The following is a 24853-nucleotide window of genomic DNA, read 5'->3' as shown; positions in this document are numbered from 1 at the left end:
CCGGCTCAGCGGCCGACGATCATCGCCGACCTCGCGGCCTTGGCGGCGGCGACCATGTTGATCAGGGCCGGCCGCACCTCGTTCCAGCCTCGGGTCTTCAGGCCGCAGTCGGGATTGACCCACAGCTGGGCCGAGGACAGCCGCTGACCGGCGACGGCCAGCAGCTGGGTCATCTCGGCTTCGCCCGGCACGCGCGGGGCGTGGATGTCATAGACGCCGGGTCCGATCTGGGCCGGATAGGCGTAGGTGGCGAAGGCGTCCAGCAGCTCCATCTTCGAGCGCGCCGTCTCGATCGAGATCACGTCGGCGTCCATGGCCGCGATGGCCGCGATGATGTCGTTAAACTCCGAATAGCACATGTGGGTGTGGATCTGGGTCTGGTCGGCCACGCCCGACGCGGCCAGCCGGAACGCCTCGACCGCCCAGTCCAGATAGGCCTCCCAGTCGGCGCGACGCAGGGGCAGGCCCTCGCGCAGAGCGGCCTCGTCGATCTGGATGATCCGCGCCCCGGCGGCCTCGAGATCAACGACCTCGTCGCGGATCGCCAGGGCGATCTGTCGGCAGGTCTGGCTGCGGGCAATGTCGTCGCGGACGAACGACCACTGCAGGATGGTGACGGGCCCCGTCAGCATGCCCTTCATCGGCCGCTCGGTCAGGCCCTGGGCATAGCGCCACCAGTCCACGGTCATGGCGTGGGGACGCGCGACGTCGCCATACAGGATCGGCGGGCGCACGCAGCGCGAGCCGTAGGACTGCACCCAGGCGTGCTGGGTGAAGACAAAGCCCGACAGCTGCTCGCCGAAATACTGCACCATGTCGTTGCGCTCGAACTCGCCGTGCACCAGCACGTCCAGGCCGATCTCTTCCTGCCAGGCCACGGCGGCGGCGGTCTCCTGGCGCAGGAACGCCTGATAGTCGCTCTCGCTCACCGCGCCCTTGGCATGGTCCGACCGCGCCCTGCGCACGGCGGCCGTCTGGGGAAACGAGCCGATGGTGGTGGTCGGCAGGGGCGGCAGGTTCAGACGCGCGTGCTGGATGGCGATCCGCCGGCAGAACGGCGAGCTCCGGCGGGCGTCACGCGGCGTCACGGCGGCCAGTCGGGCCTGCACCGCAGGATCGTGGATCCGGGCGGAGGTGCGGCGCGCGGCGGCGGCGGCCGAAGCGGCCTCGAGCTGGGGCCGAATCGAGGCGCGGCCGGCGTTCAGGGCCTTGGCCAGCACGGCCAGCTCCTCGATCTTCTGCACGGCGAAGGCCAGCCATTGCGAGACTTCCGGATCCAGCCGGGTCTCGACGGACAGGTCCACCGGCGTGTGCAGCAGCGAGCAGGACGGCGCCAGGATCACGCGGTCGCCGCCGCGCGCGGCGACCACCGGCTCCAGGCGGTCGAGCAAGCCCTCCAGATCGGCCCGCCACACATTGCGACCGTCGATCACGCCCAGCGACAGGACAAGACTCTCGCGGGCGGCGGCCAGCACCGCCTCCAGATCCTGAGGCGCGCGGGCCAGATCCAGGTGCAGGCCCTCGACCGGCAGGTTGACCGCCGTGGACAGATTGTCGCCGAAGGTCCCGAAATAGCTGGTCAGCATCACCCGCAGGCGCGGGGCGGCATGGGTCAGGGCGCCATAGGCCCGGCGCAGTTCGCCGTGCTCGAACTCGGTCAGGTCCAGGGCCAGGCAGGGCTCGTCGATCTGCACCCAGTCGGCTCCGGCCTGGGTCAGGCGCTGCAGCACCTCGGCATAAACCGGGATCAGGGCCGACAGCAGCGACAGGGGTTGGAAATCCGGATCGCGGGTTTTGGCCAGTTTCAGGAAGGTCACCGGACCCAACAGCACCGGCCGGGTGTGGATCCCCTGCGCCTTGGCCTCCAGGAACTCGTCGATCGGCTTGGTCGAGGTCAGGGCGAAGGCCTGGCCGCGCGACACCTCGGGCGCCAGATAGTGATAGTTGGTGTCGAACCACTTGGTCATTTCCATCGCCGGCAGGCCGCTGGCGTGGCCCTCGGCCGGTTCATGGAGGTGGCCGTGGGCGCAGACCTCGGCGGCCTGGCCCTGCGTTCCGCGCGCCAGGGCGAAATAGGTGGCGGTATCCACCGGCCCGCCCGTCCAGCCGTAGATCGGCGGGATGGCCCCGACCATGACGCTGGTGTCCAGCACATGGTCATACAACGAGAAGTCATTGCTGGGCACGTGATCGACGCCAAGGGCGGCCTGACAGGCCCAGGTCTGGCCGCGCAGGGCGGCGGCGGCGGTCAGCAAGCCGGCGGCGTCGAGCCGTCCGGCCCAATGCTCTTCCAGCACGCGCTTGAGTTCGCGGCGGGGGCCGATGCGGGGAAAGCCCAGGGTGGCGACGGTGACGGTCATGTCTCAAAGCCTCTGCCAGATGATGGCGAGAGACTGATCGGGACGCGCGCAGGCGGTCGCGCACGGAACATGATGGCCCGGTCGCGCCTTGCTAGCGACCAGACCGGGCACCCCGCCGGAGGACGTTATCTGTCGGGGCAGGTCTCCTGGCTCACGGGTCAACGCCCCTGCCCTGGCCTTCCCGATCCGCCACCGATGAAGTTCGGCGGATCAGTGACACGTAACGGACAGCGGCTCACCGCTCACAGTTGCGGGGGCAGCGCCGGGATCGGGGTTTCACGCCCTCACCGACTTCCCTCTTAGCCACGCGCGCCAAGGCGCGCGCGGACCACGACAGGCGGCAGAAAGCACGGGACGCCCTCGTGCGTCAACAGGGACATAAAGATATCTTTATGTGATTTTCGAGAGGCCCTCAGAACTTCCCGGACTGGAAATCCTCGAACGCCTGCACGATCTCGTCGCGCGAGTTCATCACGAACGGTCCATGCCAGAACACCGGCTCGTTGATAGGACGGCCGGCCAGCAGCAGCACGCGGGCGTCGGTGATCGCCTCGACCAGCACCATGTCGCCCTGGCCCAGGAACACGCCCGACAGGGCGTCGATCTTGCCGCCCGCCACGCGGACCTGACCCTCATAGACCGCCAGCATGGCGTTGCGGTCGCCGCCGACGGGCTCCTCGAACCGCGTCCCGGCGGGGAGCACGACGTCGAAATAGAGCGCATCGACCGCCCCGCCGCCGATCGGGCCGGCCGTCCCCGCATCGGTGACGCCGGCGATCACCTTGACCGACACGCCACCATCGCGCGCCTCGACCGGAATGGCGTCGCTCTCGAATTCCGAATAGCCGGGGGCGCTCATTTTCAGCTTCGCCGGCAGGTTCACCCACAGCTGGAAGCCGCGCATCCGACCTTCGGCCTGCTCGGGCATCTCGGAATGGACGATGCCCTTGCCGGCCCGCATCCACTGGATGCCGCCCGGACCGATTATCCCCTCGCGGCCGGTATTGTCGCGGTGCCGCATCCGGCCTTCCAGCATGTAGGTCACGGTCTCGAAGCCGCGATGCGGATGGTCCGGGAAGCCGCCCATGTAGTCGGAGGCCTGATCGTTGTCGAAACAGTCCAGCATCAGGAACGGGTCGAACATCTGGGCTTCCTGGGTGCCCAGCATGCGGGTCAGGCGCACGCCGTCGCCGTCCGAGGCGGGGACGCCCTTCACGATCTTCACCACGGGTCGAAGGCTCATCTGACGGCTCCTTTTGCGCCTTCGATATCGGGTGCGGTTACAGTTCATGCAAGACCCCGCCGCTTCGCCTTCCCGATCATCCGTGCTAGGTCGCCCCCAACGAAATTCACGAGAGATCCATGGCCCTTAAAGTCGCCATCGTCGGCCTGCCCAATGTCGGCAAGTCCACCCTGTTCAACGCCCTGACCCAGACGGCGTCGGCCCAGGCCGCCAACTATCCGTTCTGCACGATCGAGCCCAACACCGGCGAAGTCGCGGTGCCCGAGCCGCGCCTGGACGCCCTGGCCAAGATCAGCGGCTCCAAGGAAATCATCCCGGCCCGCATCACCTTCGTCGACATCGCCGGCCTGGTGCGCGGCGCGTCGAAGGGCGAAGGCCTGGGCAACCAGTTCCTGGCCAATATCCGCGACTGCGACGCCGTGGCCTTCGTGGCCCGCTGCTTCGAGGACGGCGACATCGTCCACGTGGAAGGCCGCATCGACCCGATCAGCGATCTCGAGATCATCGAGATGGAGCTGATGCTGGCCGACCTGGAAAGCCTGGAAAAGCGCGTCCCCGCTCTGGAAAAGCGCGCCAAGGTCGGCGCCGACAAGGAAAGCGCCAACACCCTGCGCCTGGCCAATATCGCCCTGGCCCTGCTGCGCGAAGGCCGCCCGGCCCGCGCCGCCAAGATCGACGCCGACGACGAAAAAGCCTGGCACATGCTGCAGCTGCTGACATCGCTGCCGGCCCTCTATGTCTGCAATGTCGATGAAGGCAGCGCCGACAAGGGCAACAAGTTCTCTGACCTGGTCGCCGAACGCGCCGCCAAGGACAACGCCAAGTCGGTGGTGATCTCGGCCCAGATCGAGAGCGAGATCGCCCTGCTGGACGCCGAGGAACGCGCCGAGTTCCTGGAAACCCTGGGTCTGGAAGAGCCGGGCCTGAACCGCCTGATCCGCGAGGCCTACAAGCTTCTGAACCTGCAGACCTATTTCACGGTCGGCCCCAAGGAAGCCCGCGCCTGGACCATCCATGTCGGCGACACCGGCCCGCAGGCGGCCGGCGTGATCCACACCGACTTCGAGAAGGGCTATATCCGCGCCGAGACCATCGCCTTTGACGACTTCATCAAGCTGGGCGGCGAAAACGGCGCCAAGGAAGCCGGCAAGATGCGGGCCGAAGGCAAGGACTATGTCGTCAAGGACGGCGACGTGATGCACTTCCGGTTCAACGTTTAGCGCACTGCGTCCTTCGAGGCTCGGCTGCGCCTCGCACCTCAGGATGAGGAAGGTTTTCTGATTTCCTCATCCTGAGGCGCCCGCATGGCGGGCCTCGAAGGACGCACCGCCGATCCGCCTTGAGGAGCCCCAGCCATGTCCGACACCATCACCCTGACCGCCGGCCATGACGGCTTCCAGTTCACCGCCCTGCACGCCCAGCCGGAAGGCCCGCGCAAGGGCGGGGTGATCGTGATCCAGGAGATCTTCGGTCTCGACCGCTATGTGCACGAAGACGTGGCGCGCTGGGCGGCGCTGGGCTTCGAGGTGATCGCGCCGTCGATGTTCGATCGCCAGGAGAAGGGCTTCACGGCCGAGCACGATCCGGCCGGCTTCGAGTCGGGCGTCAAATACGCGATGGCCAACGGGCCGGACAACGCCATGGGCGACCTGCAGGCCTGCATCGACTTTCTGGGTCAGCGCGGCCCGGTGTTCATGGTCGGCTACTGCTACGGCGGCACCATGACCTGGCTGGCGGCCTCGCGCTGCACGGGCCTGTCGGCGGGTTCCAGCTATTACGGCAGCCAGGTGGGCGGCATGGCCAAGTTCAACCTGTCGTGCCCGGTGATCCTCCATCTGGGCCGCAAGGACGGCCACATCCCGGCCGACGAGGTGAAGACCGCCGTCGAAGCCGCCCATCCCGAGATTCCCGTCTACATCTACGAAAACAGCGGCCACGGCTTCAACAACGACGGCCGCCCCGATTCCGATCTGGCCGACGCGGAACTGGCGCGCGAACGCACCCTGGCGCTGTTCCTGGCCAATACCTGAGGTCGAATACCGCGCCAAACGCTCGACAGGTCGGCTCGGGGTTGTAGTGTGCGGCGGTCGATTGGGGAGGTTTCCATGAAATCCGTGATGTTCGCGCTGGCCCTGACCTGCGCCGTGATTGGCTCAGGCGCCGCTTTCGCCCAGAAGGCTCCCGGCGCCGCCCTGAGCGAGACGCCGGGCATGGTCGATCCAAACTTTGGCCAGCGCCTCCTGAACGCCGAGTCGGGCGGGGCCGGCTTCCGCGAGTCGGCCAACCCTCTGCGCGTCAAGGCGGCCGGCGAAATGCTGCACGAGGCCGGTGTGCCCTGCGACGTCAAGGACGCGGGCCTGATCACCGACTCGAAGAAGGCCCTCAGCTACGAGGTCGCCTGCAAGGATGACTTCGGCTGGATCGTCACCAAGGTCGGCTCCGACATCACGGCGCATGACTGCATCGCCGTGCTGACCTCGGCCAAGGCCGCGCCCAAGGGCGTCGGCAAGGGCACCATGGCCACCTGCCGCCTGCGGGCCAATGTCGGCTCGCTGGACGGCCTGCAAACCCTGGTCAAGAAGGTCGGCGCCAAGTGCACCGTCTCGGACGGCACCTTCCTGGGCGGCGGCGGCGCGCCCCCGATCTCGCGCTACGAAGTGGCCTGCAAGGAAGGCGGCGGCTATGTGATCGACACGCCGCAGCCGAAGTCCACGGCCCGTCTGCTGGCCGCGGCCTGCTCGGCAAGCCCCGACAGCCGCCTGCCCTGCACCCTGACCAAGGGCGGCAAGGGCTGATCTTTCCGGACGTCACGGGGCGCCGACGCTCCGATATTGGAGTCGCCCCGTGAACCAGGATCTTCCGCCCGCCGGCCGGCGCATCGCGCTGGCCACGCGCGACGCCGCACCGTTCAGCGCCTGGCATGCGCCCCACCAGGACGCGCGGCGCGGCGGCCTGGTCATTTTGCACGCCATCTGGGGCGTGACGCCGCACATCCGCGAGCTGTCCGACACCCTGGCCGCCCAGGGCTATGAGGTGCTGGCGCCGGCCCTGTTCGACGCCGCCGACGCGGCCTTTCCCGACGCCAACACCGAGCCCGCGATCCTGGATCAGCGGATGGCCCTGGGCGAGGCCACGGGCTGGGGCGTCACGGCCCTGCCCCGTGTGCAGGCCTGTATCGACGCGCTGGACGGTCCGGTTTTCGCGATGGGCTTCTGCTATGGCGGCACGACCGCGTGGCTGGCGGCCGCCCGCTGCGAGGGCCTGTCTGGCGTGTCCTGCTTCTATGGCGGCGACATCATCCGCTATGCGGACGAGACGCCCAAGGCGCCGACCGCCCTGCATTTCGGCAAGACCGACAGCCTGATCCCGATGAGCGATGTCGAGGCCCTTCAGGCCGCTCACCCCGATCTGCCCGTCTGGCTGTATGACGCCGGCCACGCCTTCGTGGCGCCCAACGGCTATCACGCCGACAGCGCGCGCCTGGCCATGCTGCGAACCCTGCAGCTGTTCCAGCGCGGCGGCGGTAACCGCGGCGAGGCCTGAGTTTGGCCTGCCGCCGCCCCGGCATGGGGCGCCGGGGGTTGGCGGCCAAGGGCGATGTGCTATGCACCCGCCCAAGCCGTGGCCCCCGCCCGGAGCGAGCGCCAGTCGATGTCGGATTCCGAATCCCCCAAGTCTTCTGAACCCGTAGAGCCGGAGGTCGAGGCGACCGCCGCCGAGACCGACGCCGAGCTGGAGGCTGAGGCGAACACCGCCGACGACATCGCCTCGCCCGAAGGCGACGCCGAGCCAGCGACGGCGCCTGTCGCCGAGGCGGCTTCTCCCGTCGGCCCGACGCCGATCTGGCGGCGGCGGCCGTGGCAGATCGGCGCCGGCGTGGCGGTCTCCCTGATCCTGGTGCTGGTCCTGTCGCTGCTGTGGTCGCTGCCGCTGAGCCGCGCGCTGGAGCCCTTGGATAACTCGGCGCTGGTGCTGGTCGCGGCCGACGGCTCGCCGATCGCCCGGCGCGGCTCCTACAAGGAAGCCCCGGTCGACCTGAAGACCCTGCCGGCCTATGTGCCCGCCGCCTTCATCGCCATCGAGGACCGGCGCTTCTATACGCACATGGGCGTGGATCTGCGGGCTGTCGCCCGCGCCGTGGGCGCCAACGCCAAGGCCGGCGGCGTCTCGGAGGGCGGCTCGACCATCACCCAGCAGCTGGCCAAGAACGCCTTCCTGTCCAGCGACCGCAACCTGCGCCGCAAGGCCCAGGAAGCCCTGATCGCCGTCTATCTGGAGACCCGGCTGTCCAAGGACGAGATCCTGTCGCGCTATCTGTCGTCGGTCTATTTCGGCAACGGCGCCTTTGGCGTGCGCGCCGCCGCCCGGCAGTATTTCGACAAGCCGGCCGAGCAGCTGACCCTGGGCGAAGCGGCGATCCTGGCCGGCATGGTCAAGGCGCCGTCGCGTCTGGCCCCCAGCAGCAACCTCGAGGGCGCGACCGACCGCATGCGCGCCGTGCTGGCGGCCATGGTCGACACCGGCGTCATCACGCCGGCCCAGGCCAAGGCGGCGCCCCGCGACATCCACGTCAGCGACGGCCGCCGCAAGATGCCGACGGGCTCCTACTTCGCCGACTGGGCCATCCCCCAGGCCCGCGCCGCCGTCGGCGCGCGCTATGGCGAGACGGTCGTTCGCACGACCCTGGATCCCAAGCTGCAGGCCCTGGCCGAAACCACCCTGCGGCGGGCCCTGGACCAGGACGGCAAGGGCCTGAACATCACTCAGGGCGCGATCGTCGCCATGCGGTCCGACGGCCGCGTCGTGGCCATGGTCGGCGGCCGCGACTATGGCGACAGCCAGTTCAATCGCGCCGACGCCGCCCGCCAGCCGGGCTCGGCCTTCAAGCTGTTCGTCTATCTGACGGCGGTGCGGAAGGGCATGACCATCACCAGCCCGATCTCCGACGCGCCGGTCGAGCTGTCCGGCTGGAAGCCCAGGAACCACGAAGGCAAGTATGCTGGCCGCGAAGTGCCGCTGATCACCGCCTTCGCCGCTTCGTCCAACGTGGCGGCCGTCCGCCTGGCCCACCAGCTGGGCCGGGCCGAGATCGTGCGCACCGCCCGCGACCTGGGCGTGACCGAAAAGATCCCGGACGACCTGACCCTGGCCCTGGGCACCGGCCCGATGAGCCTGACGCGGCTGACGGCCGCCTATGCCGCCATCGCGGCCGGCAAGGCGCCGATCGTGGCCCACGGGCTGGAAGACTGGAAGCCGAAGGTCCAGCCCCGGCCGCTGGGCAAGGCCGAGCTGGTCAACATGCGCGACATGCTGCGCTCGGCCGTGCATCGCGGCACCGGACTGGAGGCGGCCATCCCCGGCGCCTTCGGCAAGACCGGCACGACCCAGAACTACCGCGACGCCCTTTTCGTGGGCTATGTCGGCGACCTCGTGGTCGGCGTCTGGGTGGGCAATGACGACAACAGCGCCATGCACGGGGTGGTGGGCGGCGGCGAGCCGGCGATCATCTGGCGTCAGTTCATGACCGCCGCCCTGGGTCGCGCCGCCTCGCCGCCGCCCGCGCTTGAGGAGGTTCCGGTCGAGGGCGAGGATCCGGGTCTGGTGGTCGTGGATCCGGAGGCGCCGATTGCGGATCCTCTGGCCCCGCCCCCGGAGCCCCCATCCGCGCCGCCGCCCGCGGCAGCGCCTGTCGATCCCACCGCCCGCTGACGCGGTCAGACCGGAGACCGCGCTCGGCGCCTCAGGCGGGCATGACCAGCGCTCGAACCGACATCTGATCTGACGGCTTGCCTTCAAATCGGACGACGCCTGTCGCCGTGGGCGAAAGGCTTGGCTAGGATCACGCCATGCGTCGCGCCCTGATCCTGCTGATGTCGCTGACCGCCGCCGCTTCGGCGCGCGCGGGCGAGACCGCCTGCTGGTTCGAGAACGGGGCGATCGTCGCGCCCGCCGCCATCGCCGACATGGCCGGCGACTTCGTGATCGACCTGTCGGCGCCGCGCACCCTGCTGCATGAGACGGCGGCCCAGACGGGCGGCTATGCCGAGACGGCCCTGACCTTGCCGATCCGCCTCGCCGGACAGCGGGTCGCGGCCGCGCCGGTGGTTGTGCGCGATCTCGACTATCGCGCCGTTGGGTTTTCCACCCCCATCACCGGCGTGATCGGGGCCGACATCCTGGACCGTTATGTCGTCAGCATCGACTTCTCGCCCTGTCGCCTCCAGCTGGACCCGCTGGGCGCGCCCTTCGCCGCCAGGGGGCGCCCCCTGGCCGTGACCATGGTCACCGGCGTGCCGACGGTGCTGGCGGCGGCGTCCAGCGGCGACAGGGGACTGCTTGGGGCCTTCGCCCTCGACACCGCCTCGAACGGCGGCGTCCGGGCCCGGGGCGCGGCCGACGCGCCGCGCCAGAAGCCGGCGGGAACCCTGCGGGGCCTGTCCTGGAACGGCGCGCTGCGCCAGGACCTGCCGGCGGTGAAGGCCGGCGACCTGCCCGAGGGCGTGATTGGCGCGCTGGGTGTTCAGGTTCTGTCGGACTACCGCCTGCGCCTGGATCCTCAGGCCGGCCTGCTATGGCTGACGCCCTCGCCGAAGACATCCTCCAGATAGGCAAAGAAAAAGGCCCGGCGTTTCCGCCGGGCCTCGATCTTTTCAGTCGCCTGGAAAGGCGCAGTCTTTCTGGTCGCCTGGAAAGGCTCAGTGCGACTCGTTCTTCCACACCTGACGGTAGGCTGCGTAGAGCAGACCCGAGAACATCAGGAGGTAGAGGATGACGGCGAAGCCCATCTTCTTGCGTTCTTCCAGCTTGGGCTCGGCGGCCCACATCAGGAAGGCCGCGACGTCCTTGGCCTGCTGGTCGAGGGTCGACTTGGTGCCGTCGTCGAAGCTGACCAGACCGGCCTTGAGCGGCGGGGCCATGGCGATGAAACCGCCCGGCGGAACGTGCTCGTGGCTGCCCGACCAGGCCGAGGTGAGGTCACCGGCCATGTAGGGGTTGTAGTGCTGGTTGGCGCCAACCTTCAGGCCCTTGGGGGGCTCTTCGTAGCCGGTGACCAGCGAGTAGATATAGGCCGGGCCGCCTTCGCGAGCCTTGGCCAGCAGCGACATGTCCGGCGGCAGAGCGCCGCCGTTGGCGCCGCGGGCCGCCGGCTCGTTCGGGAACGGCGCGTGGAAGTGATCCGCGCTGGTCGCCGGACGCTTGATGGCGTCGCCGGTTTCGGAATCGATGTCGTCAACCTCGTAGTCCTTGGCGATCGCCTTGACCCACGGGTTGTCGTTCGAGTTCTTGTACTTCGGGTCGTAGAACGGACCGCCCTTGTCGCCGAGGTTACGGAAGCTGACCAGGTTCATCGAGTGGCAGGCCGAGCAGACCTCCCGATAGACCTTGTAGCCGCGTTGCAGCTGGGCCTGGTCGAACTTGCCGAAGGGGCCTTCGAACGACCAGTGGACGTCCTTGGGTTCTTCCTTCTTGCCGCTGGCCAGGGCCGGGCCGCAGACAGCGGCGGCCATCAGACCCGCGACCGCTGCCAGGGTTGTGAGTTTGCGCAGCATCGGGATCAGCCCTTCTTTTCAGGCGACAGCGCCGGGGACGCGATCGAGTCCGGCACGGGCAGAGGCGTTTCCTTCAGACCCAGGATCGGAAGGATCACCAGGAAGAAGCCGAAGTAGTACAGCGCCGCGACACGCGACAGCCAGACATAGCTGTTGAGGTCGGCGTCGACGGCGTTGAACGTCGTCAGGTGCGGAATGACCGGATCGCTCGGCAGCTTGCCGCCGCAGACGCCCAGCACGCAGCACGCCACCACGAAGAACAGGAAGTAGACCTTCGCGGTCGGGCGGTAGCGCATCGAGCGCACCTTGGAGGTGTCCAGCCACGGCAGGGCGAACAGGCAGGCGATGGCGCCGAACATGGCCAGCACGCCCATCAGCTTGTCGGGAACGGCGCGCAGGATCGCGTAGAACGGCAGGAAGTACCATTCCGGAACAATGTGGGCGGGCGTCACCAGCGGGTTTGCCGGGATGTAGTTGTCCGAGTGACCCAGGGCGTTGGGCAGATAGAAGACGAAGATCGCGAAGAGGATCAGGAAGACGCTCATCGCGAAGCCGTCCTTCACCGTCGCGTACGGCGTGAAGGGAAGGGTGTCGGCTTTCGACTTCGGGTCCACGCCGGTCGGGTTGTTCTGGCCAACCACGTGCAGCGCCCAGACGTGCAGGATCACGACGCCCGCGATCATGAAGGGCAGCAGGTAGTGCAGCGAGAAGAAGCGGTTCAGCGTGGCGTTGTCGACGGCGAAGCCGCCCCACAGCCAGGTGGTGATCGCCGGACCCACGATCGGCAGGGCGCCGAACAGGTTGGTGATCACGACGGCGCCGTGGAAGGACATCTGACCCCAGGGCAGGACATAGCCCATGAAGGCGGTGGCCATCATCAAGAGGTAGATCACGCAGCCCAGGATCCACAGCACTTCGCGGGGAGCCTTGTACGACCCGTAATAGAGGCCGCGGAACATGTGGATGTAGACGGCGATGAAGAACATCGACGCCCCGTTGGCGTGCATGTAGCGGATCAGCCAGCCGTAGTTCACGTCGCGCATGATGTGCTCGACGGAGGCGAAGGCGTGGTCGGCGCTCGGGGTATAGTGCATCACCAGGATGATGCCGGTGATCAACTGGGAGGCCAGGCACAGCGACAGGATGCCGCCGAAGGTCCACCAGTAGTTCAGGTTCCGCGGCGTCGGGTAGTCGACGAAGCTGTCATAGCCGAGGCGCACGATGGGAAGACGGGCGTCGAGCCAGCGCTCGAAGCCGGTTTTCGGTTGATAGGTCGAATGTCCGCTCATCTCGCTTAACCGATCTTGACCTTGGTGTCGGACAGGAAGGCGTACTCCGGAACCGCCAGGTTCAGAGGCGCGGGGCCCTTACGGATACGGCCGGAGGTGTCATACACCGAGCCGTGGCACGGGCAGAACCAGCCGCCGTAATCGCCGCCGCCGAACGTGGGCACGCAGCCCAGGTGCGTACAGCTGCCGATGAGGACCAGCCAGTTGGCCTTTCCGGGCTTGACCCGGTCGGCGTCCTTCTGGGGATCCTTCATCGAGGCCCCGTCGTCCTTCACCGCCGCGGCGATTTCCGCCTTGGTGCGGTTACGCACGAACAGGGGCTTGCCGCGCCACTTCAGCGTGACCTGCTGGCCCTCGACGACCTTGGTCAGGTCGAACTCGATGGAGGCCAGGGCCAGCGTATCGGCTGACGGGTTCATCTGGTCGACGAACGGCCACACCAGCGACGCGCCTGCGCCGGCGGCGGCGGCGATCGCCGCGATGTAAATGAAGTCGCGCCGGCTGGGATCTGCCCCATGTTCCGGCTCGGTCGTTGCGCCCACGGCGGTGTCGGCCACCTTAAGTCACCCTTCGATTCCGCCGCGCCGAGAATCCGGCCGGCCAGGAGAAGCGCCTTGCGGCGCCGTATCTTTCTCGACCCGCGAACGGATCTCCGCCACAAGGCGACGGTCGGATCGTCCTATCGGACGCGCGGACCGAGTCCGCAAGCCCTTTCGATTCGCAGTAATGTCCCTGCTAGCCCTGTGGTTTGTTCGCTTAGAATGCGTGTCGCACTTTTTCAACCAGGCATTCCGCAAAACGTCGGCGCCGCGATCCGATTGGCCGCGTGTTTTGGCGTCGGGCTGGACGTCATCGAACCTTGCAGCTTCCCTTTGGATGACAAGAGCTTGAAGCGCGCGGCCCTGGATTATGGGCCCCTGGCCCACATGAAGCGGCATCTGTCGTGGGAGGCCTTCCTTGAAGCCCCCGAAAGGGCCGAAGGGCGGCTGCTATTGTTCACCACCAAGGCCGCCACGCCGTTTCACCATTTCGGGTTTCAGTCGGGCGACACCCTGCTGTTCGGCAACGAAAGCCGCGGGGCGAGCGACGAGGTCCACGCCGCCGCCCAGGGTCGGCTGGTGATCCCGCTGCGTCCGGAGGCCCGGTCGATGAACCTGGCGACGACGGTGTCCATGGCCCTGGGTGAGGCGCTTCGGCAGACCGGCGGGTTCTTCGAGGGGTAGCGACAGGACGGCTACGCATCCCCCCGGATTTGCACCGCGCGCGCCGAGCGCTTAATCCGCTGTCATGACCGACGCACTCGACCTCGACGACAAGAAAGCCAGGGCCCGGACCTGGTTCGAAACCCTGCGCGACCAGATCTGCGCGGAATTCGAGCGGCTGGAGGATGAAGCCCCGGCCGATCTCTATCCCGGCGAGGCCGGACGATTCGAGCGCAAGCCGTGGGATCGCGCGGCCGGCGGCGGCGGCGTGATGTCGATGATGCACGGCCGCCTGTTCGAGAAGGTCGGGGTGCACTGCTCCACGGTGTTCGGGACCTTCACGCCGGAAATGGCCAAGGGAATGCCCGGCGCGGACGAGGACCCCCGGTTCTTCGCCACCGGCATCAGCCTGATCGCCCACATGACCAATCCACGCGTGCCGGCCGTGCACATGAACACCCGCTTCATCGCCACCACGAAAAGCTGGTTCGGCGGCGGCGGCGACCTGACCCCGCTGCTGGGCTATCAGCGCCAGCAGGACTTTCCCGACGCCGTCGACTTCCACGCCGCCTATCAGCGCGCCTGCGACGCCCACGATCCGACCTGGCACGCCAAGTACAAGGCCTGGTGCGACGAGTATTTCTTCCTGCCCCACCGCAACGAGCCGCGCGGCATCGGCGGGATCTTCTATGACCACCACGACAGCGGCGATTGGTCGCGCGACTTCGCCTTCACCCAGGACGTGGGCAAGGCCTTCCTCGAGATTTATCCGGAACTTGTGCGTCGCCGCATGGGCGAGGCGTGGACGGCCGACGAGCGCGAACAGCAGCTGGTTCAGCGCGGGCGCTATGTGGAGTTCAACCTGCTCTACGATCGCGGCACGATGTTTGGCCTGAAGACCGGCGGCAATGTCGAGTCGATCCTCAGCTCGATGCCGCCGACGGTGAAGTGGCCGTGAGAAGGGCGTCACGCGGCCGACTGATCGTCGGCTTCCTGATTCTGTTTGGCCTCTACCAATCGGCCGAGGGTGTCGGCGCCCTCCTGCTTCACAGCGCCGCCGTCCAGGCGCTGCTGATGATCGCCATGGTCTTGGCCGCTTGGCCGGTGGGCCGCTGGCTGGGCTATCGCGGCTACGACGCCTATGGGCTGGACCTCAAGGCGGCTTCTGGCCGGCTGGTGGTCGCGGGCCTGCTGCTGGCGGGCCTGGCGCGACTGGCGGCCGCGTTCTGGGGCCTGGGCGAAGGCGTCTACACCCTGGGCGCCCCACCTAGCTCGTCAATTGGACTGGCCCTGATCGGCGCGATCGCGGGCGCGGCGGTCTCGACCTTTGTCCCCTCGATCGCCGAGGACATCCTGACCCGCGGCTTCTGGCTGAAGGCGTCGGGCGTGCGATGGAACGGGCCAGCCTTCATCCTGGCGACCAGCGCGATCTACGTCCTCAATCACCTTTTCCGGTTGGGCGAGGGCCCGCTTGAGTGGATGCGGCTGTTCTGCTTTGGCTTGGCCTATGCCTGCGCGGCGTGGCGCTGGCGTAACCTTTGGGCGGCCGTCGGCCTGCACTGGGGCTGGAACCTGACCAACGCCCTGCTCGACACCTTCGTCACCCTTGACGCGATCCGACCCGGCGCGACGCCGTGGCTGTCCTCCGGCGCGCATCTGGCGATGGCCGCCCTGGTCCTGCTGTGGCCGACGCCCCGCGCCCAAGCCTGAGCCAGGGCCCTCAAGCCTTCGGACACTTGGCCCCGGTATCCACCCAGGCCCGGATCAGTTCCCCGAACCCCGCCTGCGTCCCCGGCGCCGGCATGCGCCCCTCGCCCGGATTCCAGGCCCAGCCAACCAGATGATCGCTCGCCATGTGGGCGTGGATCTCGTCGAGCGAGCGGCCGCCGTTGCGGGCGGGAGACTTGATCTGGGCGCAGATCGCGCCCAGCGACTTGCCCTGCCAGGCCATCTCGACCGGAGCCAGGGCCCATTTCGGATCGCCGGGAATGCTCTTGATGCTGTCGCTCCAGGTGGGGACATTGGCGACCCCATGGCACGACAGGCACGGAAGGCCGGCCACGCCGTGACCGCTCTGCCCGCCCCTCACCGGGGGATTGTGCGCGCCCATGGCGTCGCCCTGGGTCGGGTCGCGCTGGACGGGGTGGCAGTTGAGGCAGCGCGGGCTCTGGATCACCTTGCCGGCCTCGGTGAACAGGGCGACCGAACGGGCGGCGGGATCGGTGATCGAGGTGAAGGACGCCGCCGACTTCAGCGTCACGGCCGGCGCCGAGCCCGTGGCTTCGGGCGCGGCGTGGACACGGGTGATGACAGCGGCCCCCCCGAGGGTCAGGCCCAGGACAGCAACGATGGTGGCGGCGCGCATGGCGGGTCTCCCTTGGAGACCGGAACGCCCTGGCTAGCGCGCGGTTGCCTGATCCAGGAACCGGCCGATCCAGCCCCCGACCCGGGCGCGATCATTGGGCTGGCGCAGCGTGGCGATGGCGGCGTCGGCCTGCGCGTCCGTATAGCGGGTTCCGCGCCGGGCCTCGATCAGCGCCGCCGCATAGGCCGGGTCGAACTCGGGATGGAACTGCATCGAGATGGCGCGCCCGCCGTCGTAGCTGAGCAGGCCAAAGGGCGTGAAGGCGCTGCCGCCCACCACCGTCGCGCCGGACGGCGGGACAACGACCTGGTCCTGATGCGAGGCCGGAACGGCGACGTCGGGCGCGTCGGTCCAGTCCTGCGGGCGCTCCACGGCGTAGCGGTGCAGGCCGACACCCCAGCCCTTGTCCGACTTGACCACCTGGCCGCCGAAGGCCTGGGCCATGACCTGATGGCCGAAACACACGCCCACCAGCGGAACCTGGCCCCGGGCGGCGCGCAGGAAGGCCGACAGCGGCTCGATCCACGGCAGGGGATCATACACCCCAGCCGCCGAACCGGTGATCAGCCAGGCGTCCTGCTCGCCCGGCGAGGGCGGCAACCGGCCCGCCTGGACGTCATAGGCGGCATAGGCGTGGCCAGGCCCCAGCAGGGTCTGGAACATGCCGCCATAGCGCCCGAAGGCCGGCTGCAGGGCTTCCGGCGGCTCGCCGGTCTCCAGCAGTCCGATCCGCATCAGTAGACCATGCCCTGGGCCACCGCCTTGAGCCGCTCGATGGCGCTGAACTTGTCCTCGATGAAGTCCTGGTCGATCCACCAGAGCTCGATCTCGCGCATCACCTCGCCCACAAGCGGCCCTTTGGGCACGCCGGCCTTCATCACCTCTTCGCCCGACAGGGGGAAGGGCGGCGGCGTCCAGGTCTCGGCCAGGGCCAACAGGCCCCGCCACTGCGGCGCCGTCACCGGACGGCCCGAGCCAGCCCAGGCCAGCTTGATGCGGTCGGTAAAGGTGCGGATCCCCAGGGCGTAGACGCTGCGGCGGGCCTCGCGCGGGCTCATCCAGCTGACGATGCGCGGGCTCTTGCCCACCGCGTCGACGATGCGGTCGCGGGTGTTGTTGGCCAGGCGCAGGCGCTCGGCCATCTGCCCGGCGATCGCGGGATCGTCGGGGATCAGCGACGCCAGGCGCAGCTCGGGATCGTTCTCGAACAGCTGCTCGGTCTCGATCCCGATCAGGCTGTCGAAGCGGGCCAGGGATTTGACGAACGGCAGGATCGAGCCCAGCACGCCCGTCGCCGCCATCAGCCGCAGGGCCGGTCGGGGATCTTCCGAGGCCAGAAGCTTCATCAGCTCCTTCTGGGTGCGCTCGGCGGCGCGGCCCGAGACCATGCCCTTCAGCGCCTTGCAGGCGGCCAGGGCCTTCTGGTCGGGCTCGCCCCTGCCGTACCAGGCGAAGAACCGGAAGAAGCGCAGGATGCGCAGATAGTCCTCGCGGATGCGGGTCATGGGATCGCCCACGAACACCACCCGCCCCTCGCGCGCGTCGTTCACGCCCTCGCCGGTGGGATCGTACAGACGGCCCTCGGGATCGACATACAGGGCGTTGAAGCGGAAATCGCGGCGTTCGGCGTCCTGGCCCCAGTCCTGGCTGAAGGCCACCGTGGCGCGGCGGCCGTCGGTGGAGACGTCGCGGCGCAGGGTGGTGATCTCATAGGGCCGGCCGCCCGAGATCGCCGTGACGGTGCCGTGGTCGACGCCCGTCGGGATCGCCCTCAGGCCGGCATGGGCCAGGGCGTCGATCACCTGGTCGGGCGTCAGGGTGGTGGCGATGTCGATGTCGTCGATGGGCTTGCCCATCAGGGTGTTGCGCACGCAGCCGCCAACGAATCGGGCGCAGCCGGTGAAGCCACGCTCTTCCAGGGCCGCGATCACCGCCCGGGTCTCCGGCAGCGCCATCCACGGCGCTATGCCTATCGATTCACTGTTCAAACCGGCAAACTCCCACCCTTGCGGCGCCCCCCCGAGCGAGGGGTGCATTGTTAGGACAGGAAGCCGGTCGTTCGCCAGCGGCGAAACATCCTAAACAGGCGTTTTATCAACAGGATCGTCGTGCAGACGCTCGTACAGCGCGCGAAGCATGCCCGCCGTCGCGCCCCAGATGAAGCGATCGTTCCACGGCATGGCGTAGAAGTTGCGCCGCTCGCCGCTGGGCGTCACCCGGTGCTGGCGCTCGTGGTTGTCGGGGTTCATCAGGAAGTCGAACGGCGTCTCGAAGACGTCGGCGACCTCCTCGGGGCTGGCGACGAACCGCGCGGCCGGATCGATGAACCCGACCACCGGCGTGACGTGAAAGCCGGTCACCGTCTGATAGCCGTGCAGCAGGCCCGACAGCGTCACGAAGCTGGGATCCAGACCCACCTCCTCCTGCGCCTCGCGCAGGGCGGTCTGCCAGGGCGTCTCGCCCGGATCGCAGCGCCCGCCGGGGAAGGCGATCTGGCCGGTGTGGCTGCGCATCGTGTCAGAGCGACGGGTCAGCAGCACCGTCAGCCCCTCCTCGCGCTCGATCAGCCCCACCAGCACGGCGGCGGGGCGCAGGGCGTGGGGATTGTCGAAGGTCAGGCCGGGATTGAGGTCGAAGTCCGAGCGCACCGGGTCGGCCAGGCTGGGATTATAGTGCGCGATGGGGTCCAGACGGCCGGTGATCCAGTCGCGGCGCTCCTGCGGGGTCATTCCACCACCGCGCCGGCGGCCACCGCGCCTGCGGGCGCGATCGGGAACCAGGCCCCGTTCGAGGCGACTCCGAATTGGCCGCCCTCGTCCGTGTCGCGCACCTCGGCCATCTCGGCCAACTCATAGAACACCGGCCGGGCGATCAGGGCCTCCAGCCCGCGCCGCACGTGCAGATAGGGGCGCGGCTCGCCGGTGACGGGATCGGTCTCGACACGGATGATGTTGTCGGGCCCCGCCTCGACCACGTCGCCGACATTGGTCAGGAACTTCAGCGCCCCGCCTTCGCGGTCCACGCGGACGGCGATGAACGGCGCGTCCTCGACCGTGATCTTCATCTTCTCGACGGGCGTGACCAGGTGATAGCCGTCCGGATCCAGCCGCAGCACGGTCGAGAACAGCCGCACCAGGGCCTCGCGGCCGATCGGCGTGCCCTCGTGGAACCACACGCCGTCCTTGCGAATGCGGATGTCGATCTCGCCGCAATGGGCGGGATGCCACAGATGCACCGGCGGCAGGCCGCGCTCGCCGGCCACCTTGGCGGCTTGGGCGACGCCTTCCAGCCCGGCTTTCTGAGGATCGGCGGTCATGACCTTTCAGGTAGGCCATGCCGCCGCGCCACTCAAGCGCCCCGGGGTCTCAGGCGACCGCGACCCTACCCGAAAGGCCTTCGTCGCCGCCCTCGACCAGGGCCTTGAGCAGGACCCGGCGCTGATCGACGGGTCCCGGCATGGCGACACCCGCCGTGTGCGCCGCCGAAAAGCCCGCGCGGGTGAAATAGGGCGCGTCGCCGACCAGCAGCACGGCCTTCCAGCCGGCGGCGCGGGCGGCCTCGCAGGCGGTCTCGACCAGGGTCTGGCCCAGGCCCGCGCTGCGCTCGTCGGGATCGACGGCCAGCGGACCCAGGAAGGCCACGGGCGCGCCGCCAATGCTGACGGGCCACATCCGCACGCAGCCCACGGGCTGGCCGCCGCGCATCGCCACGAACGAGCAGTCGGCCAGCAGGCGATTGCCCTCGCGCAGGCGCTCGGAAACCTTGGCGAACCGGCCGGGGCCGAACACCCGGTCGATCAGGGCGGTGACGGCGGCTTCCATCGCGGGCGTCTCGAGGACGAGCGGCGGGGTGGAAACCGAAATATTGGAAACAGGGGAAATGGAGGTCATCAGCCTTCGGGATGCGAAAGGTCGTCGGGGGCTCCCGACGCCAGGCGCGGGAGGGCTTCAGATCGTGGCGCGTTCGCGCGTCATTCGTCGTAGCGACTTGGGCTGGCGCATGGCCGGACCTCTCATGAACTCGCGGGCGCTGTAGGGCCAAGCCTCCGTCAGGTCAATAACGTTGCGGCGCCGGCGAGCGTCAGTATGGTGCGGCGCGATGTCCGACCTCCCCTCCCCGACCGCCGAACCCGCTCCCGACACCTCTACCCGCGCCCTGTTGCGGGAACGTGACTTCGTTCTGTACTGGACCGCGCGCTTCGTCTCGACGCTGGGGGTGCAGATCCAGTCGGTGGCCCTGGGCTGGCAGGTCTACGCCATCGCCCGCCAGACGATGTCGGTCGGCGAGTCGGCCTTCATGGTCAGCATGATCGGCCTGGCCCAGTTCCTGCCGCTGCTGGCCCTGACCCTGGCGGCCGGCGAGACCGCCGATCGCCACACCCGCAAGCTGATCGTGGCCGCGACCCTAGCCATCGACGCGGTCAGCGCCTCGGTGCTTCTGGCCCTCGCCGTGAGCGGCTCCCACGCCCTGTGGCCGATCTTCGCGGTGTCGGTGATGTTCGGGGCCAGCCGGGCCTTCCTGTCGCCCGCCAGCAGCGCCATGGGACCGATGCTGGTGCCGCGCCCCCTGCTGCCGCGCGCCATCGCCTGGAGCTCGCTGTCCTGGCAGAGCGCTTCGATCGCCGGCCCGGCCCTGGGCGGCCTGCTGCTGATCCACTCGCCGTCGATGGCGTTCGGGGTGTCGTTCGCCTTCTATCTGGTCGCCGCCGCCATGGCCCTGATGATCCGCACCAACACCCAGCCTGAAACCCAGCCCGGCTCGCGCCTGGAGCTGATCAAGGAGGGCCTGGCCTATGTGTGGAACAACAAGATCGTCTTCGGCTCGATCTCGCTGGACCTGTTCGCGGTGATCCTGGGCGGGGCCACGGCCCTGCTGCCGGTGTTCGCCAAGGACGTGCTGCACATCGGCCCCGGGGGCTTTGGCGTCCTGCGCGCCGCGCCGGCCGTCGGCGCGACCGTGGTGGCGATCTATCTGGCCAGCAACCCGATCCGCCGCAACGCGGGCCGCATCATGTTCCTGGGCGTGGCCCTGTTCGGCGCGGCCACCGTGGTCTTTGGCCTCTCCAAGCTGCTCTGGCTGTCGGTCGGAGCCCTGGTCCTGCTTGGCGGGGCCGACATGCTCAGCGTCTATGTCCGCCAGACCCTGGTGCAGATCGTCACCCCCGACGCCATGCGCGGCCGCGTCGCCGCCGTCTCGGGCGTGTTCATCAGCGCCTCCAACGAGCTGGGCGAGGCCGAGAGCGGCGTGGCGGCCTGGTTCATGGGCCCGGTCGGCGCGGCGGTGTTCGGCGGGATCGGGGCCCTGGGCGTGACGGGCCTTTGGGCCTGGCTGTTCCCGGACCTGCGCAAGGCCGACCGGCTGGACTGACAGGTCCTGCGTCCTTCGAGGCCCGCTGCGCGGGCGCCTCAGGATGAGGGACTTTGTTGCTCTGCTTGCCTCATCCTGAGGCGCGAGGCGAAGCCGAGCCTCGAAGGACGCACGGACTAAACCCCCGCCAGCTTGCGCAGCGCCTCGCCCGTCATCCGGCGGATGATCCACTCGTCCATCGCCGCGGCGCCCAGGCTGTCATAGAAGGCGATCGACGGGGCGTTCCAGTCCAGCACCGACCATTCCAGCCGGCCCAGCTTCTCGTCCACGCACCGCCGGGCCAGATGCGCCAGCAAGGCCTTGCCCGCGCCGCCGCCCCGCGAATCAGGGCGCACGAACAGGTCTTCCAGATAGATTCCGTGCCGGCCGACAAAGGTGGAGTAGTTGTAGAACCACAGGGCGAAGCCCACCGGCCGGCCGTCGATTTCCGCGATATCGCAGAAGGCCCGGGGGTTTTCGCCGAACAGAGCCGCCGCGACATCGGCCTCGGAGGTCTCCACCGAATCCAGGAGCTTTTCATACTCGGCCAGATCGCGGATGAACTGGAGTATGAGGGCGCTGTCGGTCGCGGCGGCCGGGCGGATGGAAACGGGCATGGCGGTCTCTTCGGACTATCTGGACTTCGTGCTCGAACAGCTGGCCCCGCTGGGGGTGCTGACCTCGCGCAAGATGTTCGGCGGCGTCGGGCTCTACGCGAACGGCCTGTTCTTCGCCCTGATCGATGACGACGTTCTCTATCTCAAGGGCGACGAGTCGCTGAAGGCCGATTTCGAGGCGGCCGGCTCACGGCCATTCCAGCCCTTCGGCATGGACAAGCCCATGGCCTATTGGAATGCGCCGGTCGAGGCGATGGACGACGGCGACCTGCTGGTGGGATGGGCGCGCCGCTCGGTCGAGGTGGCGGCGGCGCGCAAGACGCGCTGAAGCCGTGCGTCCTTCGAGGCTCGCCGCTGGCTCGCACCTCAGGAAGAGGACCGTTTATTGATCTCCTCATCCTGAGGCGCCCGCGCAGCGGGCCTCGAAGGACGCAACGCGCCTCAGCCGATCTTCACGCCCGGCGGCGGAACGCTGTCTTCCGGCACGAAGAAGTCCGGCATCAGGGTCGCGGTGGGATCGACGGCGTAAGGGGTGAAATCGCGCACGCCCTCGCCGTACAGGAACGTGTCGTCGATCACGAAATTCCCTGAAAATTCCCGCGACGACTTGCCGAAGATCGCGTGGGCCGCGTCGGCCATGATCTCGGGCGTCCGGCAGTGCTTGAGGCCTTCCTCGCCGGCCAGGGCGAACTGGATGGCGGCGGTGGCGATGCCGGTGCGGGGCCAAAGGGCGTTGAAGGCGATGCCGTCGCTCCTGAACTCCTCGGCCATGCCCAGCACGCACATCGACATGCCGAACTTGGCCATGGTGTAGGCCACGTGGCCGCCGAACCAGCGGGGCGCCATGTCCAGCGGCGGCGACAGCATCAGCACGTGCGGATTTTCCGCCTGCTTCAGGTGCGGGATGCAGGCCTTGGACGTCAGGAACGTGCCGCGCGTATTGACCTGATGCATCAGGTCATAGCGCTTCATCTCGGTCGACAGCGTGCCGGTCAGCGAGATGGCCGAGGCGTTGTTCACGCAGATGTCGATACCGCCGAAGGTCCCCACGGCCTTGGCGACGGCCTCCTGAACAGAGCTCTCCTCGCGCACATCGACCACCAGCGGCAGGGCCTTGCCGCCCGCCGCCTCGATCTGCGCGGCGGCCGAATAGATGGTGCCCGGCAGCTTGGGATGGGCCTCCGCCGTCTTGGCGGCGACGACGATATTGGCGCCGTCCCGCGCGGCCCGCAGGGCGATGGCCAGGCCGATGCCGCGCGAGGCGCCGGTGATGAACAGGGTCTTGTTCTTGAGGCTCATGCGGGATCTCCGGAAACAGCGCGGCCCTGGCGGACCAGTTGGACGCCCAGCGCCACGGAGGCGAGGGCGAAACAGGCGGCGGCCAGGCGATGGGCCAGACCCTGATCCTTCAGCGCCAGACCGGCAAGGCCGATCACCAGCGCCGCGATCCAGAGGCCGGCGGGGACCTTGAAGGGCAGTCCCGCCCGCAGGATCGCCACGGAGATCACGACCATGCCGATCACCCAGAGGCTGGAGGCCAGGGCGTAGCTCGCCGGGCCCAACACGTTGGTCGCCGACGAGCGCACCAGCAGGACGGCGCTGACCGCCACCACGAAGCCGACCAGCCCCAGCACGCCCGTCGCCCGCCCCGCCGCCGACTGCAGGCCCAGCAGGCCAAACAGCAGCAGCACGTCGATCAGCACATAGACCGCCTGCCGCGCGGGCTCGGCCAGATGCGGATACAGCAGCGGACCGACCAGATCGGTCAGTCCGCCGACGACGGCCGCGATTCCGGCCAGGACCCAAAGCGTCTCCCGTCGCATCAGGCGCCGGCGCCGGTGGTTTCCACCGACAGCGCCCAGAGGCGCTCGGCGGCTTCCGGGTCCAGGGCGTGCGGCATGACGCCGGCCCACGGCTTTTCCTTGGTCCAGGGCTCGGCCTGGGCCAGGTCTTCCAGATAGAGCCCGCCCACGCCGTCCAGCTCGTCGCCGACAGCCGCCCAGACGCTGGTCGAGGCGCCCTCTTCCGTCGTCTTGAAGCCGTCGCGCACCTTGCCGTGCTCGTCGATCCAGCCCAGGGCGATCTGCTCCTCGATCGGCAGGTGGCGCTGCAGCGGGGTCATGATGCCGCCCGGCATGACGGCGTTGGCGGTGACGCCCTGGTCCTTGAAGCGCGTGTTGAAGCCGACGGCGAACAGCGCGTTGGCGGTCTTGGCCTGGCCGTAGCTGTCCCACTTGTCATAGGCGCGGGTCTTGTAGTGCGGATCCTCGAAGTTCACGCCGGCCCGGCGGTGGCCGATCGACGACAGCGACACCAGCCGCGAGGTCTTGCCCGACTGTTTCGCGCCGGCGACCAGGCTGGGGGCCAGCAGCACCGACAGCAGGAAGTGGCCGAAGTGATTGGTGCCGATCTGCATCTCCAGCCCGTCCTCGGTATAGGCCAGCGGGCAGGCCATGACGGCGGCGTTGTTGATCAGGATGTTCAGCGGACGGTCGCCCCACCGCTCGGCGAAGGCGCGGATCGACTTGAAGCTGGACAGGTCCAGCATCGACCACGAGGCCTTGGGACCTTTCGCGGTCTTGTTGATCTCGGCGACGGCGGCCTCGGCCAGATCGGGCTTGCGGACGGCGATGATCACCTCCGCGCCAGCCTCGGCCAGGGCGCGGGCGGTCTCGATGCCGATGCCGGTGGCGGCGCCGGTGACGATGGCGACCTTGCCGGTCAGGTCATGGCCGGCGACCACGTCGCGGGCCGGAGTGTGGGGTTTGAAGCCCGAGGTGATGCGGTCGGCCATGTCGTTTGCTCCCGTGATTTTGTTATGTTTTCAACATCTTACGCAACGCGAACAAGACCTTGCCATCCCGGCCGCAGCGAAGCGTAG

The 24853-nt window shown here is 68.6% G+C and carries 26 protein-coding genes, 2 pseudogenes and 1 riboswitch; of the genes and pseudogenes, 12 read left to right on the top strand and 16 right to left on the bottom strand.

The genetic code is table 11. The annotated features are described in order from the left end of the window. Positions 1-5 precede the first annotated feature (5 nt). Both metE and ACQY9P_RS10465 read right to left on the bottom strand, forming a co-directional pair. Entirely contained in the window at positions 6-2360 is a 2355-nt protein-coding gene (gene metE, locus ACQY9P_RS10470; RefSeq protein ID WP_421739322.1) for a 5-methyltetrahydropteroyltriglutamate--homocysteine S-methyltransferase, read from the bottom strand. 119 nt (positions 2361-2479) lie between these two features. Next, positions 2480-2708, bottom strand: a riboswitch (cobalamin riboswitch). 64 nt (positions 2709-2772) lie between these two features. After that, entirely contained in the window at positions 2773-3603 is an 831-nt protein-coding gene (locus ACQY9P_RS10465) for a pirin family protein (protein WP_421739323.1), read from the bottom strand. Between the two features lie 119 nt (positions 3604-3722). Between ACQY9P_RS10465 and ychF the strand changes: the two genes are divergently transcribed. From ychF to ACQY9P_RS10430, 7 genes and pseudogenes are all read left to right on the top strand, one after another. Then, positions 3723-4823 (top strand): redox-regulated ATPase YchF, encoded by a 1101-nt coding sequence (gene ychF / locus ACQY9P_RS10460; RefSeq protein ID WP_421739324.1) that lies wholly within the window; start codon positions 3723-3725, stop codon positions 4821-4823. 24 nt (positions 4824-4847) lie between these two features. Further along, positions 4848-4980: pseudogene (locus tag ACQY9P_RS10455) on the top strand (hypothetical protein). Further along, positions 4959-5633 (top strand): dienelactone hydrolase family protein, encoded by a 675-nt coding sequence (locus ACQY9P_RS10450; protein WP_421739325.1) that lies wholly within the window; start codon positions 4959-4961, stop codon positions 5631-5633. Before ACQY9P_RS10455 ends, ACQY9P_RS10450 begins: the two are co-directional and overlap by 22 nt. A gap of 75 nt (positions 5634-5708) precedes the next feature. Further along, the gene (locus ACQY9P_RS10445) at positions 5709-6398 is read left to right on the top strand and encodes a hypothetical protein (protein WP_421739326.1); all 690 of its coding nucleotides are present in this window, start codon (positions 5709-5711) and stop codon (positions 6396-6398) included. 49 nt (positions 6399-6447) lie between these two features. Next, a complete protein-coding gene (locus ACQY9P_RS10440; protein ID WP_421739327.1) occupies positions 6448-7146 on the top strand; it encodes a dienelactone hydrolase family protein in 699 nt (232 codons plus the stop codon). A gap of 108 nt (positions 7147-7254) precedes the next feature. Beyond that, positions 7255-9312 (top strand): transglycosylase domain-containing protein, encoded by a 2058-nt coding sequence (locus tag ACQY9P_RS10435; protein ID WP_421739328.1) that lies wholly within the window; start codon positions 7255-7257, stop codon positions 9310-9312. A 137-nt stretch (positions 9313-9449) separates the two neighbouring features. Next, complete coding sequence (locus tag ACQY9P_RS10430; protein ID WP_421739329.1) at positions 9450-10211, top strand: hypothetical protein; 762 nt, start codon at positions 9450-9452, stop codon at positions 10209-10211. A gap of 87 nt (positions 10212-10298) precedes the next feature. Here ACQY9P_RS10430 and ACQY9P_RS10425 read toward each other — a convergent pair whose 3' ends face one another. From ACQY9P_RS10425 to petA, 3 genes are read right to left on the bottom strand one after another with little or no spacing between them, the layout of a single operon-like run. Next, a complete protein-coding gene (locus ACQY9P_RS10425) occupies positions 10299-11153 on the bottom strand; it encodes a cytochrome c1 (protein ID WP_421739330.1) in 855 nt (284 codons plus the stop codon). A 5-nt stretch (positions 11154-11158) separates the two neighbouring features. Next, a complete protein-coding gene (locus ACQY9P_RS10420) occupies positions 11159-12442 on the bottom strand; it encodes a cytochrome b (RefSeq protein WP_421739331.1) in 1284 nt (427 codons plus the stop codon). A 5-nt stretch (positions 12443-12447) separates the two neighbouring features. Further along, positions 12448-12999, bottom strand: a complete 552-nt coding sequence (gene petA / locus ACQY9P_RS10415) for a ubiquinol-cytochrome c reductase iron-sulfur subunit (RefSeq protein WP_421739332.1) — start codon at positions 12997-12999, stop codon at positions 12448-12450. A 204-nt stretch (positions 13000-13203) separates the two neighbouring features. On the opposite strand from petA, the gene ACQY9P_RS10410 reads away from it, so the two are divergent. The 3 genes from ACQY9P_RS10410 (at position 13204) to ACQY9P_RS10400 (ending at position 15354) form a co-directional block, all read left to right on the top strand. Then, positions 13204-13665: a tRNA (cytidine(34)-2'-O)-methyltransferase gene (locus tag ACQY9P_RS10410; protein WP_421740118.1), complete on the top strand. Its 462-nt coding sequence runs from the start codon at positions 13204-13206 to the stop codon at positions 13663-13665. Between the two features lie 64 nt (positions 13666-13729). Next, positions 13730-14602 carry an oxygen-dependent coproporphyrinogen oxidase gene (gene hemF / locus ACQY9P_RS10405; RefSeq protein ID WP_421739333.1) on the top strand — a complete coding sequence of 291 codons (873 nt, stop codon included), beginning with the start codon at positions 13730-13732 and terminating at the stop codon, positions 14600-14602. After that, positions 14599-15354: a CPBP family intramembrane glutamic endopeptidase gene (locus ACQY9P_RS10400; RefSeq protein WP_421739334.1), complete on the top strand. Its 756-nt coding sequence runs from the start codon at positions 14599-14601 to the stop codon at positions 15352-15354. Before hemF ends, ACQY9P_RS10400 begins: the two co-directional genes overlap by 4 nt. 10 nt (positions 15355-15364) lie before the next feature. On the opposite strand, the gene ACQY9P_RS10395 is transcribed toward ACQY9P_RS10400, so the two are convergent. From ACQY9P_RS10395 to ACQY9P_RS10370, 6 genes are all read right to left on the bottom strand, one after another. After that, entirely contained in the window at positions 15365-16009 is a 645-nt protein-coding gene (locus ACQY9P_RS10395; protein WP_421739335.1) for an Isoquinoline 1-oxidoreductase subunit, read from the bottom strand. Positions 16010-16042: 33 nt separating this feature from the next. Then, positions 16043-16744, bottom strand: coding sequence for a type 1 glutamine amidotransferase (locus ACQY9P_RS10390; RefSeq protein WP_421739336.1), 702 nt, complete (start codon positions 16742-16744; stop codon positions 16043-16045). Next, on the bottom strand, positions 16744-17997 hold the full coding sequence (locus ACQY9P_RS10385) for a CCA tRNA nucleotidyltransferase (RefSeq protein WP_428151610.1): 1254 nt from the start codon (positions 17995-17997) through the stop codon (positions 16744-16746). The genes ACQY9P_RS10390 and ACQY9P_RS10385 overlap by 1 nt, the downstream gene beginning before the upstream one ends. A 90-nt stretch (positions 17998-18087) precedes the next feature. Further along, a complete protein-coding gene (locus ACQY9P_RS10380; protein ID WP_421739337.1) occupies positions 18088-18738 on the bottom strand; it encodes a CoA pyrophosphatase in 651 nt (216 codons plus the stop codon). Beyond that, positions 18735-19325: a DUF1285 domain-containing protein gene (locus ACQY9P_RS10375; RefSeq protein WP_421739338.1), complete on the bottom strand. Its 591-nt coding sequence runs from the start codon at positions 19323-19325 to the stop codon at positions 18735-18737. Before ACQY9P_RS10375 ends, ACQY9P_RS10380 begins: the two co-directional genes overlap by 4 nt. Before the next feature lie 49 nt (positions 19326-19374). Continuing rightward, entirely contained in the window at positions 19375-19899 is a 525-nt protein-coding gene (locus ACQY9P_RS10370; protein ID WP_421739339.1) for a GNAT family N-acetyltransferase, read from the bottom strand. Between the two features lie 208 nt (positions 19900-20107). Here ACQY9P_RS10370 and ACQY9P_RS10365 point away from each other — a divergent pair, with 208 nt between their 5' ends. Beyond that, on the top strand, positions 20108-21376 hold the full coding sequence (locus tag ACQY9P_RS10365) for an MFS transporter (protein WP_421739340.1): 1269 nt from the start codon (positions 20108-20110) through the stop codon (positions 21374-21376). A 4-nt stretch (positions 21377-21380) separates the two neighbouring features. Here the strand turns inward: ACQY9P_RS10365 and ACQY9P_RS10360 are convergent. Then, positions 21381-21487, bottom strand: a pseudogene (locus tag ACQY9P_RS10360) (hypothetical protein); the annotation flags it as partial. A 5-nt stretch (positions 21488-21492) separates the two neighbouring features. Then, on the bottom strand, positions 21493-21972 hold the full coding sequence (locus ACQY9P_RS10355) for a GNAT family N-acetyltransferase (protein ID WP_421739341.1): 480 nt from the start codon (positions 21970-21972) through the stop codon (positions 21493-21495). Between ACQY9P_RS10355 and ACQY9P_RS10350 the strand changes: the two genes are divergently transcribed. After that, positions 21971-22300: a TfoX/Sxy family protein gene (locus ACQY9P_RS10350; protein WP_421739342.1), complete on the top strand. Its 330-nt coding sequence runs from the start codon at positions 21971-21973 to the stop codon at positions 22298-22300. The two genes, ACQY9P_RS10355 and ACQY9P_RS10350, sit on opposite strands and share 2 nt — an antisense overlap. A 113-nt stretch (positions 22301-22413) precedes the next feature. Here the strand turns inward: ACQY9P_RS10350 and ACQY9P_RS10345 are convergent, their stop codons facing one another. Genes ACQY9P_RS10345 through ACQY9P_RS10335 form a run of 3 tightly spaced genes read right to left on the bottom strand, consistent with a single transcriptional unit; the run spans position 22414 to position 24766 of the window. Beyond that, positions 22414-23271, bottom strand: coding sequence for an SDR family oxidoreductase (locus tag ACQY9P_RS10345; protein WP_421739343.1), 858 nt, complete (start codon positions 23269-23271; stop codon positions 22414-22416). Further along, positions 23268-23795, bottom strand: coding sequence for a hypothetical protein (locus ACQY9P_RS10340; protein ID WP_421739344.1), 528 nt, complete (start codon positions 23793-23795; stop codon positions 23268-23270). Before ACQY9P_RS10340 ends, ACQY9P_RS10345 begins: the two co-directional genes overlap by 4 nt. Beyond that, positions 23795-24766 (bottom strand): SDR family NAD(P)-dependent oxidoreductase, encoded by a 972-nt coding sequence (locus tag ACQY9P_RS10335; protein WP_421739345.1) that lies wholly within the window; start codon positions 24764-24766, stop codon positions 23795-23797. The genes ACQY9P_RS10340 and ACQY9P_RS10335 overlap by 1 nt, the downstream gene beginning before the upstream one ends. Positions 24767-24853: the final 87 nt, after the last annotated feature.

Source organism: Caulobacter sp., from assembly GCF_965279145.1.
Lineage (GTDB): Bacteria > Pseudomonadota > Alphaproteobacteria > Caulobacterales > Caulobacteraceae > Caulobacter.
The sequence above is the reverse complement of the archived record's forward strand: the minus strand, read 5'-3'. Positions and strand labels throughout refer to the sequence as shown.

Bases quoted from the DNA above. Each gene is read 5' to 3' on its own strand.
- metE (WP_421739322.1), bottom strand. From the start codon at position 2,360: ATGACCGTCACCGTCGCCACCCTGGGCTTTCCCCGCATCGGCCCCCGC.
- ACQY9P_RS10465 (WP_421739323.1), bottom strand. From the start codon at position 3,603: ATGAGCCTTCGACCCGTGGTGAAGATCGTGAAGGGCGTCCCCGCCTCG.
- ychF (WP_421739324.1), top strand. From the start codon at position 3,723: ATGGCCCTTAAAGTCGCCATCGTCGGCCTGCCCAATGTCGGCAAGTCC.
- ACQY9P_RS10450 (WP_421739325.1), top strand. From the start codon at position 4,959: ATGTCCGACACCATCACCCTGACCGCCGGCCATGACGGCTTCCAGTTC.
- ACQY9P_RS10445 (WP_421739326.1), top strand. From the start codon at position 5,709: ATGAAATCCGTGATGTTCGCGCTGGCCCTGACCTGCGCCGTGATTGGC.
- ACQY9P_RS10435 (WP_421739328.1), top strand. From the start codon at position 7,255: ATGTCGGATTCCGAATCCCCCAAGTCTTCTGAACCCGTAGAGCCGGAG.
- ACQY9P_RS10430 (WP_421739329.1), top strand. From the start codon at position 9,450: ATGCGTCGCGCCCTGATCCTGCTGATGTCGCTGACCGCCGCCGCTTCG.
- ACQY9P_RS10425 (WP_421739330.1), bottom strand. From the start codon at position 11,153: ATGCTGCGCAAACTCACAACCCTGGCAGCGGTCGCGGGTCTGATGGCC.
- ACQY9P_RS10420 (WP_421739331.1), bottom strand. From the start codon at position 12,442: ATGAGCGGACATTCGACCTATCAACCGAAAACCGGCTTCGAGCGCTGG.
- ACQY9P_RS10410 (WP_421740118.1), top strand. From the start codon at position 13,204: ATGCGTGTCGCACTTTTTCAACCAGGCATTCCGCAAAACGTCGGCGCC.
- hemF (WP_421739333.1), top strand. From the start codon at position 13,730: ATGACCGACGCACTCGACCTCGACGACAAGAAAGCCAGGGCCCGGACC.
- ACQY9P_RS10395 (WP_421739335.1), bottom strand. From the start codon at position 16,009: ATGCGCGCCGCCACCATCGTTGCTGTCCTGGGCCTGACCCTCGGGGGG.
- ACQY9P_RS10390 (WP_421739336.1), bottom strand. From the start codon at position 16,744: ATGCGGATCGGACTGCTGGAGACCGGCGAGCCGCCGGAAGCCCTGCAG.
- ACQY9P_RS10380 (WP_421739337.1), bottom strand. From the start codon at position 18,738: ATGACCCCGCAGGAGCGCCGCGACTGGATCACCGGCCGTCTGGACCCC.
- ACQY9P_RS10375 (WP_421739338.1), bottom strand. From the start codon at position 19,325: ATGACCGCCGATCCTCAGAAAGCCGGGCTGGAAGGCGTCGCCCAAGCC.
- ACQY9P_RS10370 (WP_421739339.1), bottom strand. From the start codon at position 19,899: ATGACCTCCATTTCCCCTGTTTCCAATATTTCGGTTTCCACCCCGCCG.
- ACQY9P_RS10365 (WP_421739340.1), top strand. From the start codon at position 20,108: ATGTCCGACCTCCCCTCCCCGACCGCCGAACCCGCTCCCGACACCTCT.
- ACQY9P_RS10350 (WP_421739342.1), top strand. From the start codon at position 21,971: ATGGCGGTCTCTTCGGACTATCTGGACTTCGTGCTCGAACAGCTGGCC.
- ACQY9P_RS10355 (WP_421739341.1), bottom strand. From the start codon at position 21,972: ATGCCCGTTTCCATCCGCCCGGCCGCCGCGACCGACAGCGCCCTCATA.
- ACQY9P_RS10345 (WP_421739343.1), bottom strand. From the start codon at position 23,271: ATGAGCCTCAAGAACAAGACCCTGTTCATCACCGGCGCCTCGCGCGGC.
- ACQY9P_RS10340 (WP_421739344.1), bottom strand. From the start codon at position 23,795: ATGCGACGGGAGACGCTTTGGGTCCTGGCCGGAATCGCGGCCGTCGTC.
- ACQY9P_RS10335 (WP_421739345.1), bottom strand. From the start codon at position 24,766: ATGGCCGACCGCATCACCTCGGGCTTCAAACCCCACACTCCGGCCCGC.